At 46.3% G+C, this 20,632-nt stretch carries 21 protein-coding genes; 20 read left to right on the top strand and 1 reads right to left on the bottom strand.

Features of this window, described 5'->3' with window-relative positions; translation table 11 throughout:
- Positions 1 to 238 precede the first annotated feature (238 nt).
- From ftsA to I2H74_RS07165, 18 genes are all read left to right on the top strand, one after another.
- Complete coding sequence (gene ftsA / locus I2H74_RS07075) at positions 239 to 1,483, top strand: cell division protein FtsA (RefSeq protein ID WP_195572776.1); 1,245 nt, start codon at positions 239 to 241, stop codon at positions 1,481 to 1,483.
- A gap of 56 nt (positions 1,484 to 1,539) precedes the next feature.
- Positions 1,540 to 2,676, top strand: a complete 1,137-nt coding sequence (gene ftsZ / locus I2H74_RS07080) for a cell division protein FtsZ (RefSeq protein ID WP_195572778.1) — start codon at positions 1,540 to 1,542, stop codon at positions 2,674 to 2,676.
- A 194-nt stretch (positions 2,677 to 2,870) separates the two neighbouring features.
- Positions 2,871 to 4,103: an FprA family A-type flavoprotein gene (locus I2H74_RS07085; protein WP_195572780.1), complete on the top strand. Its 1,233-nt coding sequence runs from the start codon at positions 2,871 to 2,873 to the stop codon at positions 4,101 to 4,103.
- Positions 4,104 to 4,127: 24 nt separating this feature from the next.
- Complete coding sequence (locus I2H74_RS07090) at positions 4,128 to 5,357, top strand: NAD(P)/FAD-dependent oxidoreductase (RefSeq protein ID WP_195573417.1); 1,230 nt, start codon at positions 4,128 to 4,130, stop codon at positions 5,355 to 5,357.
- Positions 5,358 to 5,383: 26 nt separating this feature from the next.
- Positions 5,384 to 5,551, top strand: a complete 168-nt coding sequence (gene rd, locus I2H74_RS07095) for a rubredoxin (protein ID WP_195572782.1) — start codon at positions 5,384 to 5,386, stop codon at positions 5,549 to 5,551.
- A 153-nt stretch (positions 5,552 to 5,704) separates the two neighbouring features.
- Positions 5,705 to 6,421 (top strand): Crp/Fnr family transcriptional regulator, encoded by a 717-nt coding sequence (locus tag I2H74_RS07100; RefSeq protein ID WP_195572784.1) that lies wholly within the window; start codon positions 5,705 to 5,707, stop codon positions 6,419 to 6,421.
- 314 nt (positions 6,422 to 6,735) lie between these two features.
- On the top strand, positions 6,736 to 7,719 hold the full coding sequence (gene spoIIGA / locus I2H74_RS07105; protein WP_195572786.1) for a sigma-E processing peptidase SpoIIGA: 984 nt from the start codon (positions 6,736 to 6,738) through the stop codon (positions 7,717 to 7,719).
- Positions 7,720 to 7,783: 64 nt separating this feature from the next.
- Positions 7,784 to 8,506: an RNA polymerase sporulation sigma factor SigE gene (sigE, locus tag I2H74_RS07110; RefSeq protein ID WP_195572788.1), complete on the top strand. Its 723-nt coding sequence runs from the start codon at positions 7,784 to 7,786 to the stop codon at positions 8,504 to 8,506.
- Positions 8,507 to 8,804: 298 nt separating this feature from the next.
- Positions 8,805 to 9,587 (top strand): RNA polymerase sporulation sigma factor SigG, encoded by a 783-nt coding sequence (gene sigG / locus I2H74_RS07115; RefSeq protein ID WP_195572790.1) that lies wholly within the window; start codon positions 8,805 to 8,807, stop codon positions 9,585 to 9,587.
- A 241-nt stretch (positions 9,588 to 9,828) separates the two neighbouring features.
- On the top strand, positions 9,829 to 10,116 hold the full coding sequence (locus tag I2H74_RS07120; protein ID WP_195573420.1) for a YlmC/YmxH family sporulation protein: 288 nt from the start codon (positions 9,829 to 9,831) through the stop codon (positions 10,114 to 10,116).
- A gap of 44 nt (positions 10,117 to 10,160) precedes the next feature.
- Entirely contained in the window at positions 10,161 to 11,015 is an 855-nt protein-coding gene (pgeF, locus tag I2H74_RS07125; protein ID WP_195572791.1) for a peptidoglycan editing factor PgeF, read from the top strand.
- Between the two features lie 4 nt (positions 11,016 to 11,019).
- On the top strand, positions 11,020 to 11,709 hold the full coding sequence (locus I2H74_RS07130; protein ID WP_195572794.1) for a YggS family pyridoxal phosphate-dependent enzyme: 690 nt from the start codon (positions 11,020 to 11,022) through the stop codon (positions 11,707 to 11,709).
- 1 nt (position 11,710) lies between these two features.
- Positions 11,711 to 12,163, top strand: a complete 453-nt coding sequence (locus tag I2H74_RS07135) for a cell division protein SepF (protein ID WP_195572796.1) — start codon at positions 11,711 to 11,713, stop codon at positions 12,161 to 12,163.
- Positions 12,164 to 12,166: 3 nt separating this feature from the next.
- A complete protein-coding gene (locus tag I2H74_RS07140) occupies positions 12,167 to 12,442 on the top strand; it encodes a YggT family protein (RefSeq protein WP_195572798.1) in 276 nt (91 codons plus the stop codon).
- A 21-nt stretch (positions 12,443 to 12,463) separates the two neighbouring features.
- A complete protein-coding gene (locus I2H74_RS07145; protein ID WP_195572800.1) occupies positions 12,464 to 13,249 on the top strand; it encodes an RNA-binding protein in 786 nt (261 codons plus the stop codon).
- 113 nt (positions 13,250 to 13,362) lie between these two features.
- Entirely contained in the window at positions 13,363 to 13,845 is a 483-nt protein-coding gene (locus I2H74_RS07150; protein ID WP_195572802.1) for a DivIVA domain-containing protein, read from the top strand.
- Between the two features lie 427 nt (positions 13,846 to 14,272).
- Positions 14,273 to 17,365 carry an isoleucine--tRNA ligase gene (gene ileS / locus I2H74_RS07160; protein ID WP_195572806.1) on the top strand — a complete coding sequence of 1,031 codons (3,093 nt, stop codon included), beginning with the start codon at positions 14,273 to 14,275 and terminating at the stop codon, positions 17,363 to 17,365.
- Positions 17,366 to 17,639: 274 nt separating this feature from the next.
- Positions 17,640 to 17,951: a DUF5665 domain-containing protein gene (locus I2H74_RS07165; protein ID WP_195573422.1), complete on the top strand. Its 312-nt coding sequence runs from the start codon at positions 17,640 to 17,642 to the stop codon at positions 17,949 to 17,951.
- Here I2H74_RS07165 and I2H74_RS07170 read toward each other — a convergent pair.
- Positions 17,948 to 18,685, bottom strand: coding sequence for a TraR/DksA C4-type zinc finger protein (locus tag I2H74_RS07170; RefSeq protein WP_195572808.1), 738 nt, complete (start codon positions 18,683 to 18,685; stop codon positions 17,948 to 17,950). The genes I2H74_RS07165 and I2H74_RS07170 overlap by 4 nt on opposite strands.
- A gap of 185 nt (positions 18,686 to 18,870) precedes the next feature.
- Here I2H74_RS07170 and lspA point away from each other — a divergent pair, with 185 nt between their 5' ends.
- Positions 18,871 to 19,353: a signal peptidase II gene (gene lspA, locus I2H74_RS07175; protein ID WP_195572810.1), complete on the top strand. Its 483-nt coding sequence runs from the start codon at positions 18,871 to 18,873 to the stop codon at positions 19,351 to 19,353.
- A 33-nt stretch (positions 19,354 to 19,386) separates the two neighbouring features.
- Positions 19,387 to 20,316 carry an RluA family pseudouridine synthase gene (locus tag I2H74_RS07180; RefSeq protein WP_420707427.1) on the top strand — a complete coding sequence of 310 codons (930 nt, stop codon included), beginning with the start codon at positions 19,387 to 19,389 and terminating at the stop codon, positions 20,314 to 20,316.
- Positions 20,317 to 20,632 lie beyond the last annotated feature (316 nt).

The following is a 20,632-nucleotide window of genomic DNA, read 5'->3' on the forward strand; positions in this document are numbered from 1 at the left end:
GGAAAAAAACTCTACTCATTATACGTAAAAAATGCTAGAATAAGTTTTATGGTATTTCAAGTCATAACCTACTAAATCTTGCATTTTCACCACCAATCATGTCGAATGTTAGCTATTGTTGACATGAAACAAAATTATTTGTAAAAAAAAGAGGGAATGACTCAGCTTTGTTGAATACATACAGAGGAATCCGGGGATACACATACCAATTTATTAGATATATGGGAGGTGCCACGGCTTGAGCAGCAATGACATCATTGTGAGTTTGGACATCGGTACATCCAAAGTGCGCGCTATAATCGGCGAGATTAACAACGGGACACTGCAAATTATCGGCGTTGGATCTGCTGAATCAGAAGGTATTCGCAAAGGTGCGATTGTAGATATTGACCAAACTGTGCAGTCTATTCGTAATGCCGTAGAGCATGCAGAACGCATGGTTGGTATTGAAATATCAGAAGTCTATGTGGGTATTACAGGTAATCATATCGGGTTGCAATCCTCTCACGGGGTTGTAGCCGTTTCTAATGAAGATCGTGAGATTGGTGAAGAAGATATTGTAAGAGTTTTGAAGGCAGCTGAAGTGATCGCACTTCCACCTGAACGTGAGATCATCGACGTGGTAGCCAAGCAATACGTAGTAGACGGGCTTCATGATATCCATGATCCTCGCGGCATGATTGGCGTACGCTTGGAAGTTGATGCGACTATCGTTACTGGTGCGAAGACGGGTATTCATAATCTGTTGAGATGTGTTGAAAAGGCAGGCCTCTATGTGAAGAATCTTATCCTTATTCCGATGGCTAGCGGTCAACTGGCTCTTTCGAAGGATGAGAAGATGGTAGGTTCTGTACTTGTTGATATCGGTGCAGGTGCAACGACAATCTCTGTCTTCCAAGATGGCACACTTGCAGCGACTTCAACGCTTCCAATTGGCGGCGACTTTGTTACGAATGACATCGCTTATGGTCTTAGAACGATGTCAGATCAAGCAGAGAAGATTAAGTTGAAGTTCGGCTGTGCATGGATCGACGATGCTGCTGAGGATGTTGTGTTTAAGGTTACACGCATTGGCAGCAATGTAGAGAAGGAATTCAATCAGCTGTTCCTTGCGAATATTATTGAACCTCGTGTTCAAGAAATCTTCCATCTGGTTAAAAATGAGGTGAAGCGTCTTGGCTTCACTGAGCTTCCTGGTGGTTATATATTGTCAGGTGGCACAGTTTCTATGCCAGGCGTTCTGAATGCTGCGCAAGCGGAGCTTCAGACCTCCGTTCGAATCGCGGTACCTGATTTTATCGGCGTTCGCGACCCAGGCTTTGTCAGTGGGGTTGGCGTGCTGCATCACGTTCTACGTTCTGTACGCCCCCGTGGAGGTTCTAGCAATAAGAAATCCGCGCCACGTAAGGCAGCTCCTGTGGAGACTACGACCAAGCCAGGCTTCATAGAAAAAATCAAGAATATGTTTAGTGAATTTATTTAAAATGGACAAATTGACCTCATGCCATCCATGCACAATGAAGGGGAGATGGAGTACTCATGTTGGAATTCGAATTCGAAATGGAATCATTAGCCCAAATTAAAGTAATCGGCGTAGGTGGCGGCGGAAGCAATGCTGTTAACCGTATGATCGATAATGGCGTTCAGGGCGTTGACTTTATTACCGTTAATACGGATGCTCAAGCACTTCATTTTGCGAAGTCTGAGCACAAGCTTCAAATTGGTGAAAAGCTAACTCGCGGGTTGGGTGCTGGTGCAAACCCGGAGGTAGGTAAAAAAGCGGCTGAAGAATCACGTGACCTCATCATGAGCACGCTGAAGGGCGCGGACATGGTCTTTGTTACCGCAGGTATGGGAGGCGGTACTGGAACAGGTGCTGCTCCAGTTATTGCCGAGATCGCTCGCGAATGCGGGGCTTTGACCGTGGGTGTTGTAACACGTCCATTCACCTTTGAAGGACGCAAGCGCTCAAGCCACGCTGAGCAAGGAATTGAAGCACTTAAAGAAAAAGTGGATACACTCATTGTAATCCCAAATGATCGTTTGCTTGAGATCGTAGACAAGAAGACGCCAATGCTTGAAGCATTCCGCGAAGCAGACAACGTTCTTCGTCAAGCGGTTCAAGGCATCTCTGACTTGATCGCTGTACCAGGTCTCATCAACCTTGACTTCGCGGACGTGAAGACGATCATGACAGAGCGCGGCTCTGCCCTTATGGGTATTGGTATCGCAAATGGCGAGAACCGTGCAGCGGAAGCGGCTCGCAAAGCGATTATGAGTCCGTTGCTTGAGACTTCAATCGATGGCGCTCGCGGTGTCATCATGAATATCACGGGTGGAACGAATCTATCCTTGTACGAAGTCAACGAGGCAGCAGAGATTGTTACCGAAGCTTCTGATCCAGAAGTGAACATGATCTTCGGTGCGATCATTGAGGAAAACATGAAGGACGATATCAAAGTAACGGTTATCGCAACAGGCTTTGAGAACAAGCCTATGCCTTCGATGAACCCAATGCGTCGCCCATCTGCGGCAGCCACTTCTGCACCAGAGACAAACGACATGCGCAGCAGCAATACATCCACACTTCGTCCGTTTGGCAACCAGCCTTCTTCGGATCAGTTGGATATTCCGACATTCTTGCGCAATCGTCCTCGCAATCATTCTAACGATTGATAGTGGCACATTTTCATCTGTAACAGGAACAACCAAAAGGGTTGTCTTACAGTCAAGGACTGTAAGGCAGCCCTTTTTTATTGCGCCTTAGAGAAAAAGTTCACAAACTGTGATTCAAATCCTGATTCGTTTTTGAAATGTCGATTAGGATAAGTGCATGACAAAAAACATCCACATTTCATTTGGAGGAATAGATGATGAATAAAGTGAAGCTTGCTGAAAATACCTACTGGGTAGGAAAGATTGACGATCGTGAAGTGCCGTTTCACCGCTTGATTCTTGCTAAAGGAACTACGTACAATGCCTACCTGTTGCACACTTCTAAACCAACTGTCATTGATACCGTTGATTTGGAATTCGGTCGTGAGTTCGTAGAGTACTTAAGCACGCATATTGATCCAAGCGAGATTCAATATATCGTGATTAACCATACAGAACCTGACCATTCTGGTGGTTTGGCTGCGCTGGCTGGCCGAGCACCGAATGCGACGATTGTATGCACGGAAATGGCTGTCGATGAGTTGAAAGAAATGTATAAGCTGCACCATCGCAACTTCTTGGTTGTAAGGGATGGAGATACGCTTGATATTGGTGGCAAGACACTGAAATTCAAAGAAACGCCTTACCTGCACACGGCAGAAACGATGATTACGTACTGCATGGAGGATAAGATGCTGTTCCCGTGTGATATCTTCAGCTCTCATGTTGCAACGGAGTCTTTGTTTGCGGATGAAGCGGGCTTCGATATTACAGAAGATTTCATTGGCTACTACAATGCCATTATTCATCCACACCGCCGCTATGTTCGCACGCTGATGAAGGCACTTGAAGAACTGGATGTGCAGATGATCGCTCCTTCTCACGGCTTTATTTTACGGACGGATATTGAGAAGTATATTGATCTTTATGACAAGCTGAGTGCCAATACGGTAGAAGACAAGCGCGTTACTATTATCTATACGACAATTAAAAATAATACGAAAAAAGTAGCCGAACAAATGAAGCGCATCTTTGAAGAAAATCAAGTTGAGGCACAAGTATTCAATGCAGATAAAGCAGAACAGGCAGAAATGATCGCAAGCATTCAAGCAGCTGATGCTGTATTGATCGGCAGCTCGACGAAATATGCAGATATGGTAGGCGGCTTGGAAGATCTATTGATTGCCATGAAGGATATGGATCTGGATGGGAAAATTGCAGCAGCTTTCGGCTCGTATGGCTGGAGCGGGGAAGCGATCGAAGTGATCCAAGATTATCTCATGCAAACCAACATGAACGTACAAAGCACTTCCAAAGTGATTAAGACTACGGGTATGACGCATGTGGAATTCCCTGTTCGCATTCGCTTTATGCCTAAAGGAGAGCAAACAAAGAAGATTGAGCATGCAACTGCTTTTATTACCGACCTGCTGCAAAGCGCGATCTAATCGTTTGAAGAGAAGGGGAGAATGATGAAGAAGAACTATTGCATTATCGGGACAGGCGTTGCAGCAGTGCACGCAGCTAAAGCGATCCGTGATCTGGATCCCGATGGACATATTGCGGTTTATGGAGCTGAGCAAGGACTGCCCTATAACCGGATTAAGCTCTCGAAAGACTTATTCGCTGATTTGCATAGTGAAAAAGTGCTCATAAAGAAAGGCAAATGGTATGACAAGCAGGGAATACAAGTATTCCCAAACACGAGAATAGAACGAATCGACATTGAACAACACACGCTTGTAACGGCTGCAGGCGAACGTCTTGATTATGATAAATTGTTAATTTGTACAGGGGCTAAGAACTGCAAGTTAACGATCAATGGAGCGGATAAGCAAGGAGTATTCAGCATTCGAGAACGTCATGAAGCGGATGCATTCAAAGCGTATATCGAGGATAAGCTGCACGTGGCTATCGTTGGAGGAGGTATTCAGGGATTAGAAACGGCTTGGTCACTTGCTAAAGCAGGCAAGAAGGTTACCGTCATTGAGGCCGCTCCGCGTTTGATGGCTCGCCAGTTGGACGAACGGGTCAGCAGTCGATTGAAAGAAACGATAGAAGCATGGGGAGCACAGGTGTATGTGCAGGCATCCATTCAGCAAATCGTTGGAGAAGAGTCCGTCACGGGAATCATGGTGAATAACGAAGTTATACCGTGCGATAGTGTCGCCTATGCTATCGGTGTTATTCCTAATCTAGACTTGGTTCTAGATATCGCAATAGAAACCAATCGAGGAATCGTGGTCAACGATCAAATGGAGACCTCGGGAACTGATATATATGCGGCCGGAGATGTGACCGAGTGGAGAAGTATCGTTGATGGCTTGTGGGACTGTGCGATGGAGCAAGGCAAGATTGCTGGCCACAATATGGCCTCAACAGAGGCAAGGGACTATCAAAGAGTAATTCCTCTAACGGTATTTAATGCTTTTGATCTGCCGATGTTCACAATGGGAGTAGTGGACGAATCCCAATGCGACATGACCATGATTGAGGAAGATGAGACTGGCAAATACACGCGCCTATTTATTAAGAATAATCAAATTGTAGGTGTCATCTCACTGGAATCAGTCGTTGCTGCTCAACCCTATAAGGCTGCAATCGATAGCCAGGCTTCAGTTGAAGGGCTAGCACTTCATCAATTAACCATTCAAGAGGTCATGAGGGCCATTAAGGATAGAGAATGTACAACTGTCAAATAAAAATCACTCTTTAGGAGGAAGCAATCATGAAAAAATATATTTGCATTCCATGCGGCTATATCTATAACCCAGCGATCGGAGATCCGGATGAAGATATTGAGCCAGGCACTGCATTCGAGGATCTGCCTGAGGATTGGGTATGTCCGGTATGCGGAGAAGGTAAAGATCATTTTGCAGTAGTTGAAGAAAATTAAGAATGGACCATTGCCATGGGGAGACGAATCGTCATTCCTATACGATGTGTTTCAAAACACAATGTATGGTGCTTCCCCGTGCTATCCTATTCTCATTGATATTCGTTATCATCATTGAAGGCATCTTACATTTTTAAATAAGGTGATACATGTATGAATGAGTCTAATTGCAACCATCATGGTCGTAAAACAATGCTTTGTCCATCCAAGGTTCCTATTTTTCAATCGTTGTCAGAAGAAGAAATCTTGAAGATTTCCCGTATGACCAGACATATTCGATATCATAAAGGACAGATGCTTCTTAACGAGGGCGAAAAGTCCGATAAGATGTTTATCGTCAACAGCGGCCAGGTAAAGGTATCCAAGTTCACGATGGAGGGTAAGGAGCAGATTCTTTATCTATTGACGAGTGGAGAGTTCTTTGGGGAACTGCATATATTTAATCCGGATGAAACGCATAATTTCAGCGTCTATGCCATTGAAGACACGGAAATCTGCGTGCTTACGAAAGAATCAATGGAACGAATGATGCATGATAACCCAGGGATCGCGATTAAGCTTCTAACGGCCGTAACAAAGCGTATGGCGCATATCGAGAACTTGGCTCAAAATTTGGCCACCAAGGATCCGGATGTTCGCATTGCGAATATGATTCTGGAGTTTTGCAGGAAGTTTGGCAAAAAGCATCCTGGGGGCGTTCTCATCAAGCTGCCAATTACCCGTGAGGGAATGGCCAGTTATGTTGGCGTCACTCGGGAAACGATCAGCCGCAAATTCAGCAACTTTGAGAAAAAGGGTCTCATCTCGCTGTCAGGCAATAAAATGCTTCTCGTAAAAGATCACGAAGCATTAAAGGAATATACTCAGTAATACCGTAAAGGGCTGTCCAACAGGGCAGCCCTTTGTGCTGTAATGCTATTTTCTATTCGATATTTGACGACATTACGTTTCTTGTCCGCTTGTACCGCTGTTATCCCGAATCTAGCGCTTATCCCGTCATTTTATCTTTATGTAAGTGCTTACAATGATGAATGCCATGACTTCCCTTGACGGTGTACGACAAAAAAAGTGGCAATCCTTGCCCAGCGTTAGACAGACTTCGTACCTCGCCACTCTTTATACTAGAGTTAATTCAAGAACGATTTCCAACCAATTAACTGGCGGTGGAAGAAGGAGGGAGAATATTGACCGTCATATATGCCGACCTCGTGCTAGGTCTTAATATCGTCTTGGATTGGACACTGCTTAGGATGACGGCAAGGCTGCGAGGTATTCGTCCCGAGCGATTCCGCATAGCAGGTGCTGCATTGATCGGTACCGTCTATGCAGGCGTCCTCTTTCTGCCCACAGTTCCTTTCTTGCTTACCATTGGAGGAAAAGTACTTATATCTATATGTATGCTGATGGTGGCGTTTGGATTTCACCAATTTGGATATTTCTTTCGTAACTTGTTAGCTTTTTACTTTAGCGCCTTCGTTATAGCCGGAGGAGCGATGGGAATACAGTACTTGCTGCAGGATGCTAGTCTATGGTCCGTATTTAGCAACACGGCTTCAGAGGGCGTGAGCGAGCGGATGAAGTTTGGCTCGGCACTCCTTATCATAGGACTTTGCTGTGCCTATGGTCTATACCGCATTGCTTGGGGACAGCAGAAGCAGCAATCGCAAATGAACACCTTCCTTGCGGAAGTCGAGATTGGAATAGGTGGACAGGTTTGCACCTGCAAAGGGCTGATTGATACGGGCAACAGCTTGAAGGAGCCTCTATCTGGAGCTCCTGTCATGATAACGGACGCCATGCTGTGGGACGGCATATTGCCTGCTTCGTGGATTACGGCCGTGCAGGAGGGCGATGTCTTAAACGGGCTGCAGCAAAGCGAAGATGACGGCAGCAGCGCAGTGGACGCAGGGAAGTTACGCATTATTCCTTACCGAGGGGTTAATGCAAGCACACAGTGGATGATTGGGTTTAAACCTGACTATATCAAAATTACACATGATGCTTCTGAATACAGGGTGGAGCATGCTGTGGTTGGCCTTGATAGCGGGCGGCTTTCCGCTGACCAGCAGTTCCAAGCCATTCTGCATCCCGACATGATTGATCCATCCTTGAAGACGGTGAGCACGCATAGCGGATCATCGGAGGCACTTGCAACGAAGGCATCTTAATTCATCAGGAGTAGAAAGGCACTCCTAATTATCTTTCTCTATTCAAACCCTAGGAGGTACAGCGATGCGAACGAAATGGAAACTGATCATGCAAATTCAAATGTATCGAATCTTGCTGCTTCTTGGTCTCAAGCGGGCAGATGTCTACTATATCGGAGGCAGTGAGGCTTTACCGCCGCCGCTAACTCGTGAGGAGGAGGAGTACCTGCTTGGCAAGCTTTCAAGCGGTGACAGCGCCATTCGTGCAATGCTGATTGAGCGCAATCTTCGCCTCGTCGTTTATATCGCCCGCAAATTTGAGAACACCGGGATTCACATTGAGGATCTAGTTTCTATTGGGGCGATTGGCTTGATTAAAGCGGTGAATACGTTTGACCCTGAGAAGAAGATCAAGCTTGCGACCTATGCCTCCCGCTGTATTGAAAATGAAATTCTGATGTATCTAAGACGCAATTCCAAGACGCGGACCGAGGTCTCTTTTGATGAGCCTTTAAATATCGATTGGGATGGAAATGAGCTGCTGCTGTCTGATGTGCTTGGGACAGAGAATGATACGATCTATAAAAATATTGAAGAGCAGGTTGATCGCAAGCTTCTTCATAAGGCTCTCGACAAATTGACCGACCGGGAGCGCGTAATCATGGAGCTTAGATTTGGACTATCAGATGGAGAAGAGAAGACGCAGAAGGATGTTGCCGACCTGTTGGGGATCTCGCAATCCTACATATCACGTCTTGAAAAGCGTATTATTAAGCGATTGCGCAAGGAATTCAATAAGATGGTGTGACGATGATGGATGCCTGCTGAATCATGATGGGATGGAATGACTTTCACAAGCAGGACGAGAAATGGCAAAGCGAGAAGGGACATTCTCTTGCAAGGCTTTGAATAACGGCTCTTTTCCTAGTGGAAAAAAGAAGAGTCTGCGGCACGCATGAGCCGCAGACTTTGCTGTGTATGGAATCTTTAATTTTTGATCAAATAGAGAGATTGGAGAGGGTTGGAAGACTTACCGTGAGCAGGAATAATTCGGGGTCCTGAGGAGATAATGAACATTAATGTTTCTCCTTGGGAGGTAATCACGAATGACCCGAAATAAAGTCGAAATTTGCGGTGTGGATACATCCAAGTTGCCTGTGCTCACGAATGCCGAAATGCGCGAATTGTTCGTGGCTCTTCAGGATCGAAACGAACTCTCAGCACGTGAGAAGCTCGTCAATGGGAACCTTAGGCTGGTGCTGAGTGTGATACAGAGGTTTAACAACCGCGGAGAGTTTGTCGATGACCTGTTCCAAGTAGGTTGTATTGGCTTGATGAAGGCCATTGATAACTTTGATCTCGGTCAAAATGTTAAATTCTCCACGTATGCTGTTCCAATGATTATAGGGGAGATTAGACGCTATCTTAGAGACAATAACCCGATACGCGTATCCCGAAGCCTTCGAGATATTGCGTATAAAGCGCTGCAGGTTCGCGACTCGCTGACAAATCTGAATTCCCGCGAACCGACGATTCACGAAATTTCCGAGGCGTTGAACGTTCCTAAGGAGGACGTTGTATTCGCTCTAGATGCCATCCAAGATCCAGTGTCCCTCTTCGAGCCGATCTATCATGATGGAGGAGATCCGATCTATGTGATGGATCAGATCAGCGACGACAAGAACAAGGACGTGTCTTGGATTGAGGAGATTGCGCTTCGCGAAGCGATGCATAAGCTGAACGATCGAGAGAAGATGATTCTGTCGATGCGCTTCTTTGAAGGGAAAACCCAGATGGAGGTTGCAGAAGAGATCGGCATATCGCAAGCACAGGTCTCGCGCTTAGAAAAGTCAGCTATTAATCAAATGCAGAAGCATGTGCGCACTTAATTGAACATGTAAGGGAGCTGCATTGCCCACAGATAGGAAGGCCGGCGCTGGTTGCGCCGGCCTTTTCCTTATGGATAGCCATTCCATAAAGCTAGAAAAAGGTTGCCCGCCCGCTCTACAGGTTCGTACGCATTTAAGGTTAAGTTCAGGGCTTATTGTTCAGGGGCACACATATACTGATTCTAAGAATGATACGAGAATCGTGAGGCAATCCATTTTAACGGACAGGGTGGCGATCACTTTGAAAATATCGGACTTTCAAACCAAGGATGTCATTAACATTATCGATGGGAAAAAGCTCGGACAGATCAGCGATCTGGAGCTTGATTTGAAGCAGGGACGAGTAGATGCTATCGTAGTACCCAACTATAGCAAATTCCTTGGCATCTTTGGCGGCGGAACCGAGCTCGTGATTCCTTGGCGCAATATTGTAAAGATCGGTGAGGATGTGGTGTTGGTGAAGATGGAGGAGCCTCGTCCGCCGCGGCTGGAAGAACCAGAGGCTGCGCTGACGACGTATCGTCCGTAGGCGAGAGCCTTCCTCATATGTTACACTGGAGATGAGGTGAGAGCATGGAACCATTTGAACAGACTAAACTTCAAGCCGGGGACGGCTGTTATATAACTGCGTTGCTGCTAAAGAAGTGGACGGAGAATGTTCCTGGATTAACGGCAGGCTATACAACAAGACAAGGCGGAGTAAGCGAGGCTCCCTATGATTCCATGAACATGGCTCTTCATGTGAATGATGATCCTAAGCATGTGATGCGCAATCGCGAGCTGCTGGCAAGTGCTGTAGGGCTTCCTTTTGATTCGTACACCTGTGCCGAGCAGGTTCACAGCAATCATGTACATATCGTTAACCTCACGGATCGCGGCAAGGGCAGAAGCCTTCGAGAGGATGCGATTCAGGATGCCGATGCACTGGTTACTAAAGAAGAGGGGCTGCTTCTCAATTCGTTTTATGCAGATTGTGTCCCTCTTCTGTTCGTAGACCCCGTTCAGCGGGTGATTGGTCTTGCACATGCGGGCTGGAAGGGCACCGTGCTTGGCATTGCCATGAAGACGGTGGAACGTATGAAAGAGAGCTTTGGAAGCGATCCTAATACTATTCTTGCAGCGATCGGACCCTCTATTAGCTCTTGCTGCTATGAAGTGGACGAGCGGGTGATTGCGCCTGTGAAGGAACTGCTCAGTGCGCATTCAATTTCGGAAGAAGGAATCCTTAAGCCATCGCAGCAAGGTCGAGCCATGCTTAATTTGCGAGAAATCAATCGAGAATTGCTGCTCAAAGCAGGAATTTTGGCGTCTCATATCGAATGTACTACTTGGTGTACCAGCTGTCATTCCGAGCTTTTCTTCTCACATCGCAGAGATGGGGGCAAGACAGGCCGCATGGCAAGCTGGATTGGTTGGAAGAAGGGATGAAAAGATGACATTAGAACAACGCATTCAAGACGTGGAAGCGAGAATAGAAGCTGCATGTGAACGAAGCGGTCGCAAGCGTCAAGATGTGAATGTGATTGCAGTAACGAAGTATGTATCATTGGAATCAACAGGATCGGCAATTCGTGCTGGCCTGACACAAATAGGCGAGAACCGTTGGCAGGATGCCGAGGCGAAGTGGAACGCCTTTCACGATCAGGCGACCTGGCACTTTATCGGTTCCTTGCAATCCAACAAAGCAAAAGAAGTAGTCGGCAGATTTGCTTATATCCACTCGTTAGATCGCCTCTCTCTTGCGAAGGCGATTGATAAGCAGGCAAAGGAGCTTGAAGTTAAGGTGCCTTGCTTTGTTCAGGTGAACGTTTCTGGAGAAGAAAGCAAGCAGGGCTTAGCGCCGTCAGAGGTCGCTGACTTTTTGCAGCAGCTAAAGCAATATTCTCATATTCAACCGATTGGGTTGATGACGATGGCTCCTTTCGAAGCAGAGCCTGAAGAGACAAGACCTGTATTCCGCGGGCTTCGCGAGCTGAGAGATGAACTGAACCGTACGTGTGAATTGGAACAACCGCTAACTGAATTGTCAATGGGAATGTCTAATGATTTTGAAGTCGCCATTGAAGAAGGGGCAACTTGGGTTCGGCTTGGCTCTATCCTGGTAGGGAAGGAAGGGGAATAGCATGGGTGTAATGAACCGTTTTTTGAATTTTATCGGCATGCAGGATGAGGAAGAGTATACGGAGCGGGAGAAGGTTGCTCAGATGGATGAATATGAGGCTGAACCGGAACCGACCGTATTTGAATCTCGCAAGGCAACAAAGGGGTCTAATATTGTGAGCATTCATTCCCAGAAGGCGTCTAAAATGGTTCTATACGAGCCGAGATCCTATGATGAAGCGCAGGAAATAGCGGATCATATTCGCAATCGCCGCTCGGTTGTTATTAATTTACAACGCATTCGCAGCGATCAAGCGCTTCGGATTATCGATTTTTTGAGTGGAACCGTGTATGCTTTAAGTGGGAACATTTCTAAGATAGGAAGCAATATCTTTTTATGCGTGCCTGAGAATGTTGAGATTCAGGGCTCTATTACGGAAATGTTTGCAGAGGAAGATCACAATCGAATGAGGTGAACCATGTTACAAAGTCAAATTGTGACTTATCTGAACTATTTGTTTCAAATTTATTGGTGGATGATCATTATTTATGTGCTGATGTCTTGGATTCCAAATGTAAGATCCAGCTTTATTGGTGAAATCCTTGGCAAGCTGGTTGAACCGTACTTGTCCATATTCCGACGCTTCATCCCGCCAATTGGGGGTATGCTGGACATTTCGCCGATCATCGCGTTGTTTGTACTTAACTTCGTCCAACTTGGTTTAATTACGGTTGTACAAACCATCTTAGGATAGAATACGCTGGAGAATGAAGCTATGTCCATGGATTCGATAATGGTCCATTTCCATCCCGATGAACGCGTCTTCGTTGATCGTGCGATGGACTGGGTTAATCATGCCGCGGAGAATCATGAAGTCCGACTGACTGACTTTTTAGATCCGCGGCAAGCATACATATTGCAGACGCTTGTGAATCGAAACCCTGACGTCCATATGAGGCTTGATGGAGGATCGGTGAACGCAGAGCGTTGCCGTGCGATTGTTGCACCGGATTATGTCTATCTGGATGGAGAAGAGATGGACATGCAGGTGCTTTCTATTCATTCGCGTGATCAAAAATTTGCTGCTCTTGAGCACAGTGATTATATGGGAGCCGTTCTTGGCCTTGGGATTAAAAGGGACAAGATCGGCGATATCCATGTGTCAGAAGAAGGCTGCCATGTTGTCGTAACTGCTGATATCGCACCTTTTCTCGATACGCACTTAAGGCAAGTGCATCGCGTTCCTGTGATGACAGAGCTGCTCCCCGTTGAAGAGCTTCGTGCCATGAGCACTTCCTTCCAAATGCTGAATCTGTCCGTTGCTTCCATGCGCCTAGACGGCATCGCAAGCGACGTATTTCGACTCAGCCGTACTAAAATTGTCCAGCCGATCAAAGCAGGCAGGTGTAGAGTGAACTGGAAGAATGAAGAGGATCCATCCACGATCCTACGCGCTGGCGACATCGTATCTTTAAAGGGATTTGGACGGTTTAAAGTCATCGAGATCGAAGGCGTAACGAAGAAGGGACGAATGCGAGTAAGCGTGGGGATTTATGCATAAGCTGAAAGTAGAATTCGGCTTTGGTGACAAAGCAGGAATTAAGTCCGTTCTTGTCGAATAATCGTAGAAAAACATCCAAATGAGCTCGTACAATTCTAGGGAGGTGTGATAATATGCCATTGACACCATTGGACATACATAATAAGGAGTTCAGCCGCAAGCTGCGCGGCTATGACGAAGATGAAGTAAATGAATTCCTTGATCATATCATGAAGGACTTTGAAGCGCTGATTCGTGAGAACAAAGAGATTCAGAATCACAATAAGCTTCTTCAGGAAAAGCTCGATCATTTTGCGAACATTGAGGAAACGCTCAGCAAGACGATCATCGTTGCCCAAGAAGCTGCGGATGAAGTGAAGCACAATGCGAAGAAGGAAGCACAGCTAATCTTGAAGGAAGCAGAGAAGAATGCGGATCGTATCGTGAATGATGCGCTTGCCAAGTCTCGCCGAATCTCAATTGAAGTCGAAGAGCTTCGCAAGCAGGCTTCGATCTATCGCGCTCGCTTCCGCACCTTAGTGGAAGCACAGCTTGAGCTGCTGAGCCAAGATGGCTGGGATCAACTGGAGCAGGTAGAGCTAAAAGAATTGATTTAATCATAGGCGTGTATCAGGTTTGACTTTTTTCTGAAAACACGTTATAACTAGGTATAATTCAATCATATTGGATAACATCCATGAGGGGAACGCGCCATTGTGTTTATGTTCGCCAGAGAGTCGGGGTAAGCTGAGAACCGATGATCATAGCGCATTTGGACATCATCCCTGAGATATTAAGCTGAACGTACTTGGCTTCGTCAAGCTGACCTGCCTTGTATCTTAAGCTTGATCGGCTCCCGCCGTTATACGGGTGCATTCCTTGGATTAAGGAGTGTAACAGAGTGCCGCGTGAAGACAAAGAAGGTGTGTAATCGCCGATGTCTACATGAGTCATGCGGAACAAGGGTGGTAACGCGAGCAAGCCTCGTCCCTTTATTGGGACGGGGTTTTATTTGTTTATAGAGAGCTGAAAGGACTGAGAGTAGTGAAGAAGGTTGACGTGAGAGAAAAGGCTCGCGATCGTGAGCTGCGCGTGCTGCGCAAGTGGAATGAAGAGGATACCTTTAAAAAAACGATGGAGTCCCGCGAGGACAAGCCAAACTTCGTGTTCTATGAAGGACCGCCTACAGCAAATGGTGCTCCGCACATTGGTCACGTGCTAGGCCGCGTTATTAAGGACTTTATCGGACGTTATAAGACGATGTCCGGTTATCGAGTTGTTCGTAAAGCGGGCTGGGATACGCATGGTCTCCCGGTTGAGCTTGGTGTTGAAAAGCAACTTGGCATTTCCGGCAAGCATGAGATTGAGAACTACGGCGTTGAGGCATTTGTTCAAAAATGTAAAGACAGCGTATTCGAATATGAGCATAAGTGGCGTGAGCTGACAGAAGCGATCGGCTACTGGACAGATATGGACCATCCTTATATCACGCTTGATAATCGTTATATCGAAAGCGTGTGGAACATTCTCGCCACGATTCATGACAAGGATCTCCTGTATCGTGGACATCGCGTAAGCCCATATTGTCCTTCCTGTCAGACCACTCTTAGCTCTCACGAGGTGGCGCAAGGATACGAGACGGTGAAGGATCTTTCAGCGACAGTCAAATTTACGCTTCGTGACAGCGGTGATCATGTGCTGGCTTGGACGACAACGCCATGGACGCTGCCTTCCCACGTTGCACTTGCGATGAACCCAGAGATGGATTATGTTCGCGTGAAGCAGGGTGAAGAAGTATTCATCGTTGCAAAGAACTTGGCAGATGATGTGATGGCTGAAGGCTACGAAGTATTGTCGACGCACAAGGGCTCAGAATTTATCGGAAAGAGCTATGAGGCTCCATTCCCTTATGTCGTTCCTGAAAAAGGCCACTATATCGTAGGCGCTGACTTCGTTACGGATTCAAGTGGTACAGGTATCGTTCATATGGCGCCTGCGCACGGTGAAGACGACTATCGTGCGATCCGCGACAATGGCTTGAGCTTCATTAGCGTTGTAGATGCTAGCGGCAAATTTACAGCGGAAGTCACAGACTTTGCTGGCCGCTTTGTGAAGGATTGCGACATCGATATCGTGAAGATGCTTTCCGAGAGAGGCAAGCTGTTCAGCAAAGAAAAATATGAGCACAGCTATCCATTCTGTTGGCGCTGTAAGTCACCATTGCTGTATTATGCAACAGAATCTTGGTTCATTAAGACCACAGCGGTTAAAGAACAATTAATAGAAAATAATAAAAAAGTCAACTGGTACCCTGCCCACATTCGTGATGGACGCTTTGGTAACTTCCTGGAAGACTTGATTGATTGGAACATTTCACGTAACCGCTACTGGGGTACACCGCTTAACGTATGGGTGTGCCAATCCTGTAATGGGGAGTTCGCTCCACACAGCCATGAGGAACTGCGCGCACGGTCGATAGAACCTATCAGTGAAGACTTAGAACTTCATAAGCCATTTGTCGATGAAGTGAAGCTATCCTGCCCGCATTGTGAAGGCGGCGTAATGGAGCGTACTTCCGAAGTAATTGATGTATGGTTTGACAGCGGATCGATGCCGTTTGCTCAATATCATCACCCATTTGGCGATGAGAAGACATTCCAAGAGCAATATCCAGCAGATATGATCTGTGAGGGTATCGACCAGACTCGTGGCTGGTTCTACAGTTTGCTTGCTGTATCTACGCTCTACAACGGACAGGCGCCATACAAATCGGTTATCGCCACAGGCCACATTCTAGATGAGAACGGGCAAAAAATGTCCAAGTCGAAAGGGAATGTAATCGACCCGTGGGATATTATTAATGAGTTCGGCACCGATGCATTCCGTTGGGCGCTTCTTTCTGACAGCGCACCGTGGAACTCGAAGCGCTTCTCGAAGCAAATTGTAGCTGAGGCGAAATCTAAAGTCATCGATACGCTTGTCAATACACATGCCTTCTATACGCTGTACGCGCTTATTGACAACTACGATCCGAGTGCATACCCGGAACGTGCTTCTGAGAACAAGCTGGATCGTTGGATTCTGTCTCGCCTGAATTCTTTGATCACGACTGTAGCAAAAGGACTTGAAGCAAATGACTTCTTGAATCCTGCTAAAGCGATCGAGAACTATGTAGATGAGCTCAGCAACTGGTATATCCGCCGTTCTCGCGACCGCTTCTGGGGAAGCGGCATGACAGAGGATAAGCTGTCTGCTTACCAAACCCTTCGTCAGGTGCTCTTAACGCTATCTAAGATGATTGCTCCATATGCACCAATGATTGCTGAGGATATCTATGGCAACCTTGGCGGAAGCATGGAGAGCGTGCACCTTGATCAATATCCTCAAGCGGATGCATCGGCTATTGACGAGGAGCTTGAGCGTGACATGGAGACCGCTCGTCAGATCGTTGAACTTGCTCGCAACGTACGTAACGAGACAGGAATCAAGACTCGCCAACCGCTTTCGGAGTTGATCGTGTCGATGGATCAAGAGTTTGACCTCGCTGGCTATGAGGAGGTCATCAAGGACGAGATCAACGTGAAGAGCATTGTTGTGGAAACGAGCGACAGCGGATTCGTTGATTTCAACTTGAAGCTGAACCTCAAAGTTGCGGGTAAGAAGTTCGGCAAAAATGTAGGTCCGCTCCAGCAAGCGCTCCGCACATTAAGTGCAGAAGAAGCACGTCAAGTCGTTGAGCAAGGCTTGTTCACCTTCACCAATACTGAAGGCGAAGAGCTTCAGGTGACGGAAGAAGAGCTTCTCATTGAGAAGAAGGCGAAAGAAGGCTTTGCTTCTGCTTCTGGCTATAAGCTGACGGTAGCTCTGAACACGGAGATCACGCCTGAGCTTGAGCAAGAAGGTTGGGTACGCGAGGTCGTACGTGTGATTCAAGATACACGTAAGAAGCTGGACTTGCCGATCGAGAAGCGTGTAGATATTGTTCTTCATGTCGATGGAGAGCTCAAGACAGCCATTGAGGCATTTGAAACGACACTGCGTGACAATGTTCTTGTCTCGGAGTTGACTTTTGGTACTGTGGATAACATGGAGAAGATTGAGCTTGGTTCAAAAGTTATCGAGCTTGCGATCCGCTAATATGCAAGTGATGGGACAGTGAAGAACTTGCTGGCCTTCGAATGTAAAATGGTGGATTGGGTCACACTACGTGTAGACACAGCAGGATAAGGTTTATGTGATGCATTCATGAAGAGTGGGAGAGCGTTGACCAGATGCGAAATTTCAACTTCGCACCAGGTCACGCTCTTTTTGCAGAAGACGGTTGTCCAAGTTGGGAGTGAGATGGTTGAGTCAACGAAAAGATCAAATCAAGATTAAGCCAACCCCTGATGAAATACCGAAAAAACAAGAGATTCAGACCAAGACAGATCAAGAACTGCTGCATGAAACGTACACTTTGACGCAGCAGCTTGCTTGGACGCTGGAGAAATCCCGTATTCGTGAGTATAATGAATTGCTGCTTAAGCCAGGCAGGCTTATCTGGGTGAACCTGCTTGGAGGCATGGCTCGCGGCGTTGGGATTGCGATCGGTTTGACGGTCATTACCGCGACTTTGCTTTATTTTCTACAAATGCTTGGTGCACTTAATTTGCCTATTATTGGTGATTATATCGCGGATATTGTTCGTATCGTTCAGAAGCAGCTGGACTCCAGCATGTATTAGTGATCGAGATCTTCTACAACAGTATCAGGTTCTAACAAATGTTCGCCTTCGCCTTCATCCATGTATTGTTGATAGTGATGATTGCGTACAATGGTGACATGCCGACCTGTAATGTCTGTGGCAACGAAAGTCTCATACGTCTCGACAAACCCATCAAGCTCATCTGAAGCTTCAATATGCAGGTCATCGTAGCTGTCAATATTATTTTCTTCGTGAAGAGCAGGTGTGTTTGAATTGCCCCAGGACTCGACGATCTGCCATGCATCTTCGCCATCAAAGCCGGTTTGGTCGTTCTCATCCAGACTGGTTCTGCCAAAGGGCGGATATAGGAACTCCTCTTCTACTGGACGATTGTTGGAAACGGCTTGTTCAGGGCTATGCTCGACACAAAACATTGTTTCAGGAATAGCATCAAGACGTTCAAAGGGAATCTCTTTTCCGCAAACGACGCAGGTGCCGTATGTTCCCTTATCAATGAGCTTCAGAGCCGTATCTATACGTTCAAGCTGCGTTTCATGGTGCTCATTCAGGGCAATGTCTTTACCGCGCTCGAACATTTCAGTACCGACATCACCGGGATGGTTGTCTATTGGGGAAAGCTCGCCTGTAGATTCACGCAAACTGTTCTCAAGCCCATAATGATCAGATTGCTGAAGGCGTTGTTCATAATCGCTTTTCATTTCCATTAAGCGTTTGCTTAGTGATTGAAGCTGCTGAGAAGTTAGATGAGGCATAATGATTTCTCCTTCCTAACGCGCATGCGAATGACATCTTGTTACGATATAGCATGCTCGGAATACAAAAATAATGACATGGTAAATCAATGATGGCTCAAATTGGACGTTAATTTTGAACTTGTGATACAATGAGCGAGTTAACATATAGAGGAGAAGTTCGATAAAGAGGTGACTTTAAGCCAGTGTGGTATTATGGGATTGCTTTAATTGTATTCTTATTGGATCAAGGAACGAAATGGCTGGTAGCGAATCGGATGGAGCTTCACCAGGAAATTTCGGTAATTGGAGACTTTTTCTTGATCACCTCTCATCGTAATCGGGGAGCAGCATTCGGAATTCTGCAGGAACAACGCTGGTTCTTCATCGTTGTAACGATCATTGTGGTTGCGGGATTAATATGGTATCTGCAGAAGATTCGCCATGAAAAGAGCAAGATCTTGCCGATTGGACTGTCTCTTATCCTTGGGGGAGCGATTGGGAATTTCCTAGACCGCTTGCTCTTTGGAGAGGTTGTCGATTTCCTTATGTTTAATTTCGGCAGCTACACTTTCCCGATCTTTAACGTAGCAGACAGCGCCATTTGTATTGGGGTAGGACTTGTCCTATTGGATACGATTCTTTCCGTACGCCAAGAGAAATTAAGCGAGCAACAAGAAGGGAAATAAGGAATGATGAATCAAGAACATTGCTCAAACAGCATGTCTGAAGAACAAGAGACGCAGTCATGGGTTGTCACGGAGCAATTTGCAAAGGAACGTATTGATAAGTATATTACAGAGTCGATTGAGGAGGAAGTGTCTCGTTCTCAGGTTCAATTATGGATCAAGGATGGACATGTTAAAGTCAATGGTGCTGCTGTAAAACCAAACTATAAATGCACAGTGGGAGACCTGATCGAGCTTGAGATGCCTGATCCTGAAGCTGTCGATATCGTGCCAGAACCCATTGAGCTTGACGTTTATTTTGAAGACGCTGATGTCATCGTGATTAACAAGCCTCGCGGCATGGTTGTGCACCCCGCCCCTGGGCATTCCTCTGGAACCGTTGTCAATGCATTGATGTATCATTGCAAGGACCTGTCTGGAATTAATGGGGAGCTTCGCCCAGGTATCGTGCATCGTATTGATAAAGATACCTCAGGCTTATTAATGGCAGCAAAGAATGACCGTGCGCATGTGTCACTGGCGGAGCAGCTTAAAGAGCATTCCGTGCTGCGCAAGTATGTTGCTGTTGTACACGGCAATCTGCAGCATGATCAAGGGACGATTGATGCACCCATCGGACGTGATGAGCATGACCGCAAGATGTATACCGTAACAGAGCGCAACAGCAAGCATGCGGTTACTCATTTTAAGGTTCTAGAGCGCTTTGGCGATGCCACTCTGGTTGAACTGCAGCTGGAAACAGGACGTACCCATCAAATTCGGGTACATATGAAATTTATCGGGCACCCACTGGTAGGCGACCCCATGTATAGTCGAGTAACGAAAAGTCTTAAAATGGAGGGTCAGGCCCTTCACGCGAAGACGCTTGGCTTTAAGCATCCAGCAACGGGAGAGCTGATTCAATTTGATGCTCCAATCCCGGAGGATATGGAATATTTATTGATGACGCTGCGTAATCGATAAGTTACCGTTTCAGGCGATATTAATATCTAATTTCAATGGGATAATTGTTATATCATTGAACGAAATAGTGGATAAAAGAAAAAGCAGAAGGTCCTGTAGAATCGACTGGTTGAACGAACAACTTCGATTATAAGGATTCTTCTGCTTTTTGATTTGCGCGGAAAATCAGCAGTTTTGGAAGGATACGCGAGAGATTATAATACACATGATCCCAGTATGATCTGTGCAGCTAGTACAAATCATTGCTTATATCGTCCATTCATGAATCCATGTGAATCCTGCATAGTAAAGCTATGTAGTGTGGATGTGAAGGAGG

Source organism: Paenibacillus sp. 1001270B_150601_E10 (assembly GCF_015558675.1).
In the GTDB taxonomy this organism is placed as follows: domain Bacteria; phylum Bacillota; class Bacilli; order Paenibacillales; family Paenibacillaceae; genus Paenibacillus_B.

Excerpts from the sequence above, each read along its gene's own strand:
- I2H74_RS07170 (WP_195572808.1), bottom strand. The coding sequence starts at position 18,685 with ATGCCTCATCTAACTTCTCAGCAGCTTCAATCACTAAGCAAACGCTTA.
- pgeF (WP_195572791.1), top strand. The coding sequence starts at position 10,161 with ATGGAACCATTTGAACAGACTAAACTTCAAGCCGGGGACGGCTGTTAT.
- I2H74_RS07150 (WP_195572802.1), top strand. The coding sequence starts at position 13,363 with ATGCCATTGACACCATTGGACATACATAATAAGGAGTTCAGCCGCAAG.
- I2H74_RS07145 (WP_195572800.1), top strand. The coding sequence starts at position 12,464 with ATGTCCATGGATTCGATAATGGTCCATTTCCATCCCGATGAACGCGTC.
- I2H74_RS07180 (WP_420707427.1), top strand. The coding sequence starts at position 19,387 with ATGTCTGAAGAACAAGAGACGCAGTCATGGGTTGTCACGGAGCAATTT.
- I2H74_RS07085 (WP_195572780.1), top strand. The coding sequence starts at position 2,871 with ATGATGAATAAAGTGAAGCTTGCTGAAAATACCTACTGGGTAGGAAAG.
- sigG (WP_195572790.1), top strand. The coding sequence starts at position 8,805 with ATGACCCGAAATAAAGTCGAAATTTGCGGTGTGGATACATCCAAGTTG.
- I2H74_RS07090 (WP_195573417.1), top strand. The coding sequence starts at position 4,128 with ATGAAGAAGAACTATTGCATTATCGGGACAGGCGTTGCAGCAGTGCAC.
- rd (WP_195572782.1), top strand. The coding sequence starts at position 5,384 with ATGAAAAAATATATTTGCATTCCATGCGGCTATATCTATAACCCAGCG.
- I2H74_RS07130 (WP_195572794.1), top strand. The coding sequence starts at position 11,020 with ATGACATTAGAACAACGCATTCAAGACGTGGAAGCGAGAATAGAAGCT.
- I2H74_RS07135 (WP_195572796.1), top strand. The coding sequence starts at position 11,711 with ATGGGTGTAATGAACCGTTTTTTGAATTTTATCGGCATGCAGGATGAG.
- sigE (WP_195572788.1), top strand. The coding sequence starts at position 7,784 with ATGCGAACGAAATGGAAACTGATCATGCAAATTCAAATGTATCGAATC.
- I2H74_RS07100 (WP_195572784.1), top strand. The coding sequence starts at position 5,705 with ATGAATGAGTCTAATTGCAACCATCATGGTCGTAAAACAATGCTTTGT.
- I2H74_RS07140 (WP_195572798.1), top strand. The coding sequence starts at position 12,167 with ATGTTACAAAGTCAAATTGTGACTTATCTGAACTATTTGTTTCAAATT.
- ftsZ (WP_195572778.1), top strand. The coding sequence starts at position 1,540 with ATGTTGGAATTCGAATTCGAAATGGAATCATTAGCCCAAATTAAAGTA.